9 protein-coding genes are annotated in these 6740 nt (G+C 39.6%); all 9 read right to left on the bottom strand.

Annotated features, from left to right (window positions below; genetic code table 11):
• A partial coding sequence (locus tag A5883_RS04580; RefSeq protein WP_254907817.1) for a glycosyltransferase family 2 protein occupies positions 1–478 on the bottom strand: 478 nt, incomplete at its 3' end.
• A gap of 57 nt (positions 479–535) precedes the next feature.
• On the bottom strand, positions 536–835 hold the full coding sequence (locus A5883_RS04575; protein ID WP_005229567.1) for a HesB/YadR/YfhF family protein: 300 nt from the start codon (positions 833–835) through the stop codon (positions 536–538).
• An 11-nt stretch (positions 836–846) separates the two neighbouring features.
• Positions 847–1512 (bottom strand): potassium channel family protein, encoded by a 666-nt coding sequence (locus A5883_RS04570; protein ID WP_005229566.1) that lies wholly within the window; start codon positions 1510–1512, stop codon positions 847–849.
• An 86-nt stretch (positions 1513–1598) separates the two neighbouring features.
• The gene (locus tag A5883_RS04565) at positions 1599–2228 is read right to left on the bottom strand and encodes a response regulator transcription factor (RefSeq protein ID WP_005229563.1); all 630 of its coding nucleotides are present in this window, start codon (positions 2226–2228) and stop codon (positions 1599–1601) included.
• Between the two features lie 3 nt (positions 2229–2231).
• Positions 2232–3299, bottom strand: a complete 1068-nt coding sequence (locus A5883_RS04560; RefSeq protein ID WP_081117280.1) for a sensor histidine kinase — start codon at positions 3297–3299, stop codon at positions 2232–2234.
• A complete protein-coding gene (gene liaF / locus A5883_RS04555; RefSeq protein WP_005229558.1) occupies positions 3296–4027 on the bottom strand; it encodes a cell wall-active antibiotics response protein LiaF in 732 nt (243 codons plus the stop codon). The genes A5883_RS04560 and liaF overlap by 4 nt, the downstream gene beginning before the upstream one ends.
• Positions 4028–4179: 152 nt before the next feature.
• Positions 4180–4659 (bottom strand): transcription elongation factor GreA, encoded by a 480-nt coding sequence (greA, locus tag A5883_RS04550; RefSeq protein WP_005229556.1) that lies wholly within the window; start codon positions 4657–4659, stop codon positions 4180–4182.
• 115 nt (positions 4660–4774) lie between these two features.
• On the bottom strand, positions 4775–6118 hold the full coding sequence (gene mltG / locus A5883_RS04545; RefSeq protein WP_086338066.1) for an endolytic transglycosylase MltG: 1344 nt from the start codon (positions 6116–6118) through the stop codon (positions 4775–4777).
• A gap of 319 nt (positions 6119–6437) precedes the next feature.
• The coding region (locus A5883_RS04540; protein WP_441316247.1) for a hypothetical protein at positions 6438–6740 on the bottom strand (303 nt) is incomplete at its 5' end.

Raw genomic sequence — 6740 nt, 5'->3', positions numbered from 1 at the left:
AGCGAAAATCTCGCGCACCGTTTACCATTTCAGTATCGGCAATTTTGTTGATGATGTTATAGAACGAGTTCGAAAAAAAACTGCGAATCTTTGGCTCACCTTTTCTATCGGCACGTCTCGTACCCACACAGTCAAGCTCTGGTTTACTTCTTAGCAAAGCAAACATTTCAGGTAGTAATGACGGCGGATCTTGTAAATCTGCATCCATTACAGTGACAAAATCGCCTCTAGCAGCTTGTAGCCCCGCATAAAGAGCAGCTTCTTTGCCAAAGTTTCTCGAAAAAGATAGATAGCGAACACTTTCAGGGTGGGCGTGATACAAGTCTCTTAAAACAGACAGAGTTTGATCTGAAGACCCGTCATTAACAAAAATATATTCAAAAGGCATATTTAAGTGTTTCTTCACTTTTTCTGTTTCTTCAAAGAAAATCGGCAAGCTTGCCTCTTCATTAAAACAAGGTACAACAATTGATAACATCGGTTTCATCTCCTAGAGCCAGTCGTGGGAAATCGGTCAGCTAGGACCGAATCCACATTATTTTTTATCTTCGCTAAAATCATATTTCGGTTCATCTAACGTTTCATCATAGTCCACAGTTAGATCATAGCCTTTGAAAAACCATTCGTCTGCTTCATCAATAAAAAAAAGCAAGCCATCAATGGTTTGTTCGACGATCGGACGTTCTGGTTTATCGACTGACATTCCCACGGAAAATCCGTCATGCACTTGTGTTTTGCCATAAATTTTTCCGAAAAAACGAATCCCGCTTCCTTGGTCTACCACCAATTCTTTTTTAAACCATTGCATTGCTTCAGGACTTATTGTTAAGTTCATTTTCTTCACTCCTAATCATTCATATGTTCATCAAGTATATCTACATCATCTGTATTGCCGATCACGAGTAAATTGTCATTTTCACGCACGATCGCCTCTGCATCAGGCGAAACGATCACTTGTCCTGGTCCCCGACGAATCGCAACGACTGTCAGACCATATTTTTGTCGAAAATTCAGCTCAATCAGGGATTTATTGAAAAAGCGTGGATTGGACACGCGAATCTCTGCTAGAGAAAATTCGTCAGATAGTTCAATATAATCTAAAATATTTTTGGAAACAAGATTATGGGCGATGCGAATCCCCATGTCACGTTCGGGATGAACGACACGGTCTGCGCCGAGTTTTTCCAGTACACGGGCATGGTATTCGTTTTGGGCTTTCGCTAAGATATTAGGAACACCCATTTCTTTGACCATCAAGGTCACCAAAATACTAGCTTGAATATCCTCACCAATCGCAACAATGACATGGTCAAAGTTACGGATACCCAATGAGCGTAACGTCATCTCATCTTGTGCGTTGCCGACCACCGCATGGGTGGCGATATTCATGTACTCATTGACACGATCTTCGTTGCTATCGATCGCCAGTACTTCTTGTCCAGATTCAATCAACGTGCGACAAATACTGCCACCAAAACGGCCCAGACCGATTATTGCATAATTTTGCTTCACCACAAACGCTCCTTTTTTACCAGATCATAATTTAGTATAACAAAAACCTCCTCTGCTTGCCATGAGGAGGTATGATTATTAAGACTTTATTTTATTAAACCATGTTTAAAAGCATATATCGTAGCTTGTGTACGATCTTCTACTTCTAATTTTGATAAGATATTTGACACATGTGTCTTCACTGTTTTCAGCGTAATGAAGAGTGCATCCGCAATCTCTTGATTGCTCTTTCCTTCGGCGATTAACAGTAACACTTCTTGTTCCCGATTGGTCAAATCTTCATGTAGGATCGGTGTCCGATTCGTCAAACGATCCATCATTTTCGTGGTGACTTCGGGTTCTAAGACCCGCTCTCCTCGCTGGGTTGCACGAATGGCTTCCGCAATCTCATGAGCAGTAGACGTCTTTAACAGATAACCTGCCGCCCCCGCTTCAATAGCAGGATAGACTTTTTCGTCATCAATAAAACTAGTGACAATAATGATTTTTGCTTCGGGCCAATCATTTAAAATCAATTTCGTAGATTCGATCCCATCCATTTCATCCATCACCAAATCCATCAAAATCACATCTGGACGTAATTCCAATGCCTTTTCATACCCGACTCGACCATTTTCCGCTTCCCCAATTACTTCTATATCGTCTTGAATCGATAGATAAGAAGAAACCCCAAGACGAACCATTTCATGGTCATCAACTAGCAACACTTTAATCATACCTTATGCCTCCTTCAACAGTGGAACTTTAATTTCAATACTGGTTCCTTGATTTTTAAAACTAATAATTTTCAACGTTCCGCCAACGGCACTTACCCGTTCTCGGATATTCATCAAACCATAGCTGCCGGCCTTTTGATCTTGTGGATCAAAGCCAACACCGTCATCGATCACCCGCAACAACACGTTATTATCAATGCGATGCAAGTAAACTTCCAACTCATTGGCCTTGGCGTGACGCAGTGTATTAGATAAGAGTTCTTGGATCACACGAAAGAGTTGATCTTCAATCGAACTAGGCATCGTAAAGTCTTCAATATCCCAAGTCAATAGAATTTTGATTTTGGTCTCTAATTCTTTTAACAATTGCTCGATTCCTTGCTTTAGACTCTTCCCTTCCAAAGTAACAGGTCGTAGATGAAGCAAGAGCGCCCGCATTTCAGATTGCGAAGCATTGATAATGTCTGTGACCATAGCTAACTGTTTCTTTTGGCTTTCTGGCGCATCTGTTCGAATCGCTTGCTCATTTAGTGCAGACATCATCATCATGGCGGCAAACAGCTGTTGAGAAACAGAGTCGTGCAATTCACGAGCCAGACGCTGCCTTTCTGCTTCTAAAATCTCTTCTTTCGTCTGACCATCAACAAACTGCGGTTTCGCATTCAATTGCTGTAATTCCATCGACATCTGTTTCATCTTCGATTGGATACTGGCAATATCACGATCCACATTCGCAATCAAATGGTTTTCAGACGCATGGGGGATTTTTGTTTCTAATAAAGGGCTATCGATATAGCCGCTGGCTAACAGTCTTAACTTTTCTTCCACCGGACCGTATTGACGGTTGCGAAAAAAAGAAATCAGTAAAAAGATAGCTAAAGCAATCAATGCAGATATTACAAGTAAGTGAAAGACGATTGGGATAAAGAAGAGCTTGATTTGAAAGACTTCTATCAGCCAATTATTTTTCCCACTGGCATACAAATAGGAAAACAGCATCAAAATCATGGTGAAAAAACTTGCTAATCCTGCATAAAAAGCGATCATGCCTCTTGAAAATTTCCCGATCATACCCGAATCACCTCAACATCACCAACAAGGGTATTCGTCAAGATTTTCAAACGCCGACTATTTTCGCCATAATCCGGGCTATAGATCGTCACTTTTTCATTTTTCAAGCTCGTTTCTTCGCCTTCAAAGATAACGGAGCCAATAAAAGTACTATGCTCTAATTTGATTGCTACGCCAGCAGGCACTAAAATACGAGTTCTGCCAAAGCCTTTTCGTACGATCACGACGTTTTCTTTCTTAGGCAATAAAGTGTTGCCTAGATCGATAAAAGTGTCCCCAGTCAAGATATCTAAATTGATATCGTCCCATTCATAGACTTGACTGCCGATCCGTTCATTGCCTAACCATTGCTGCTTTTGTTTCAGTGGATGATCAGCTTTGGGTTCTTCAGTTTCAACGATAATCATTTGTTTTTTGCGCCAGAATGAATTTTTAGTTAAGTCGATTCCGGTAATCTCGACTCCTTTTAAACCAATAAATAAAATCGCAAAAATCAGCATCAGCCACAGTGCTGGACTATTTAACAAACTGATCAAAATAGCAATGGAACTTGAGACCATCAAGAAATTTTTAAAATTGCTCTTGCGCTCACTTCGGTTCACAAGGACCAAGCACGTCACACCAAGTATTAATAAAAATAATAATGGCGGATTAGATAAAATTTGCCATACCGCAAAAAGCAGTAAGAGCGCTTCAACAATAAAGAAAAAACGCCAAGGACTTTTCATTCAAGCTCCTCCTCCTAGTAATTCTACTCTATCATACCTGAAAAAAATGGTTTGTCCATCCGTCGCTGGTCCGAAAAAAGACCCTGTTTGATCAAATTCCCTAAAGGAGAATGAACAACAGGGTCAACTAGATTGATCGAGTGATCAAGCAATTAGCTTTTCTTTACTTCTGTGATTCTTACTTGCATATCTCCGCCTGGCGTTGAGATCGTCACTTCATCATTGACTTTTTTCCCAATCAAGGCACGAGCGATTGGTGAATCATTGGAAATTTTACCAGAAAACGGATCTGCTTCAGCACTACCGACGATCATGTACTCTTCTTCGTCACCATCAGGCAACTCAACAAAAATCACTGTTTTTCCGATGGAAACTTCATCAGAGTCTACACCCTCATTATCAATGATCTCTGCAAAACGAATCATATTTTCTAAAGTAGTGATTCGGCCTTCGACAAACGCTTGTTCATCTTTAGCAGACTCATACTCTGAGTTTTCGGATAAATCGCCAAAACTGCGGGCTACCTTGATACGTTCAATGATTTCGCCGCGTTTTACCGTTTTCAATTCTTCTAATTCTTGTTCTAGCTTTTCTTTTCCTTCAAGTGTCATTGGGTAAACTTTTTCTACCATAGTTCTTTTCTCCTTTTAGTAACTTCTAATAAATCGCAAAAGGTAATCTTTTGCGATGAGTCCACAAAAGATTACCATGCTTTTTTTTAAATGTAAACTATAAACCTATGAAAATTTAATTTGAGGTATTGTTTACATATTGTTCCACTAATTGCATATGCTGTTCATAGGTTTCCGCAAAGTAAACTTCTTGGGTATGAATATCAGCAACGAAATAATAGTAGTTGTTCGGTGTTGGATCTAAGACCGCTTGGATCGCTTCTTCACTTGGATTATTGAATGGTCCTGGCCCATATCCGGTATGCACATAAAGATTAAAAGGAGAGTCAACTTGAGTATCTTCATACGTGACTAGCTCTTTGTGCTCACCTAACGCGTATAGAATCGAAATATCCGATTGCAGCGGCATATCAATCGCTAAACGATTGAAGAATACCTGTGCGATATTTTTACGATCTTCTAGCTTACTGCCCTCTTTTTCAACAAGTGATGCCAAAGTAAGGACTTCTTGAACCGTCATTTCTTTTTGAGCGATTTGATCGAAATATTTTGACAAGACTGAATTTGATTTATCCACCATTTGGGTAACGACTTCTTCTAGGGTATTTCCCGTATAGTAGTCGTAAGTTGCTGGGAACAAGTATCCTTCTAGTCGGTAACGCACACCTTGCGCATCGCCGGCACTTGCTAAAAGCTCAGGATAGGTTTCTTTCATTTTTTCAAAGAACTCATCGCTTTCCATCAAAGCTAAGAAATCGTCTTTCGAGATATTCGTTGCTTCCGCTAGAGCATCACCGATTTGATCAACATCAAATCCTTCTGGAATCGTCACTTTTGCATCAGAGGTGACCGAGCCTTCGCCATTTTGCAGCATCTTTGAGATTTGATCCAATGTCATACTAGGAGAAAAATGATAATTTCCTGCTTGAAATCCAGTTAAATTATTGAATTTCGTATAATAGTTAAAAATCATCCCACTTTTAATGATATTGTCTTCTTCCAATATTTCTCCAATTGCTTTGTTGGATGATCCACTAGGAATCTCAACCGCCACCGTTTCGGTATCTTCTGGATTCAACGGCTGCAATCCTGATGCTACATAACGATACATTGAAAATCCTAAAACACCGCCGATGACGAGTAGAGCAAGAACTACGATCAAAACGATCCGATTGACAATCCGATCTTCTTTTTTGCGTTGCTGCTTGCGCAATTGCGTTTCCCCACCTTCAGCTATGGGCACTTCTTCTTCTGCTGCCCTACGACTTGTAGCAGCTTGCTTTGCTTGTTTATTTTTGGTCTTTCCACTTGCAGTTCGCGAACCCACCTCTTCTTGAGGTTGTTGAATAGGACGCTCGTTCAAACCATCGCTTTCTTGGGTTTGATCTGATTGAGGTTGCTTTAAAGCTCCTAATACTTCGTCTTTAAAGGACTTATCCTCTGGATGTTGTTTACTCAAAACAACTCCTCCTAACTTTCGTAATACTGGCTTGTACCATTATACACGAAAGTTAGGAGGAGTGGAATCAATTTTACCGTTGGATTTAATAAACTTTACGATATCACTGAATCTCTTTTCGATAAACAACTTATTCCCATTTGTGTTTGATCATTAATACCTTTTAAAATTTATTATTTCACTCAAATCACCATGAAACTTTGTAATTAAACACATTTTTTAAATGTTATATGAACCAAAAACGTTGTCTCCATCTTATGATCTATTTTGATTCAAGAAAGAAAACAATTACGATTGTTCGTTCTAAAGCTAGTAAAACTTATTCTTTATCCTCCGAAGAAAAGACTATACTACTCGAATCCATCATACTAGATTCTTCAGAGATACTTGGACTAGTTTCTGGTATTGCTTCTGATGAATCTTTTGTTTCTTTTACACTGTCTTTAGATGTAGTAGTTGTTTCCTCAGTCTGTGGCTGTTCACTTACAGATGGAACAGCTTTTAATCCAATGAAGTTTCGAATATCAGCCCATGCAGTCATACTACCATCTACTGTTTGGAATTGATAGTATTCACCACTTGCCGTCTTCGCATAGTTAATTAGCTTCACATCTTTATTCAC

It is taken from the genome of Enterococcus sp. 5B3_DIV0040 (assembly GCF_002140755.1).
GTDB classification, from domain to species: domain Bacteria; phylum Bacillota; class Bacilli; order Lactobacillales; family Enterococcaceae; genus Enterococcus_D; species Enterococcus_D casseliflavus.
This window is presented reverse-complemented; position numbering and strand designations above follow the sequence as displayed.

Bases quoted from the DNA above. Each gene is read 5' to 3' on its own strand.
- A5883_RS04575 (WP_005229567.1), bottom strand. From the start codon at position 835: ATGAACTTAACAATAAGTCCTGAAGCAATGCAATGGTTTAAAAAAGAA.
- greA (WP_005229556.1), bottom strand. From the start codon at position 4,659: ATGGTAGAAAAAGTTTACCCAATGACACTTGAAGGAAAAGAAAAGCTA.
- A5883_RS04565 (WP_005229563.1), bottom strand. From the start codon at position 2,228: ATGATTAAAGTGTTGCTAGTTGATGACCATGAAATGGTTCGTCTTGGG.
- A5883_RS04560 (WP_081117280.1), bottom strand. From the start codon at position 3,299: ATGATCGGGAAATTTTCAAGAGGCATGATCGCTTTTTATGCAGGATTA.
- liaF (WP_005229558.1), bottom strand. From the start codon at position 4,027: ATGAAAAGTCCTTGGCGTTTTTTCTTTATTGTTGAAGCGCTCTTACTG.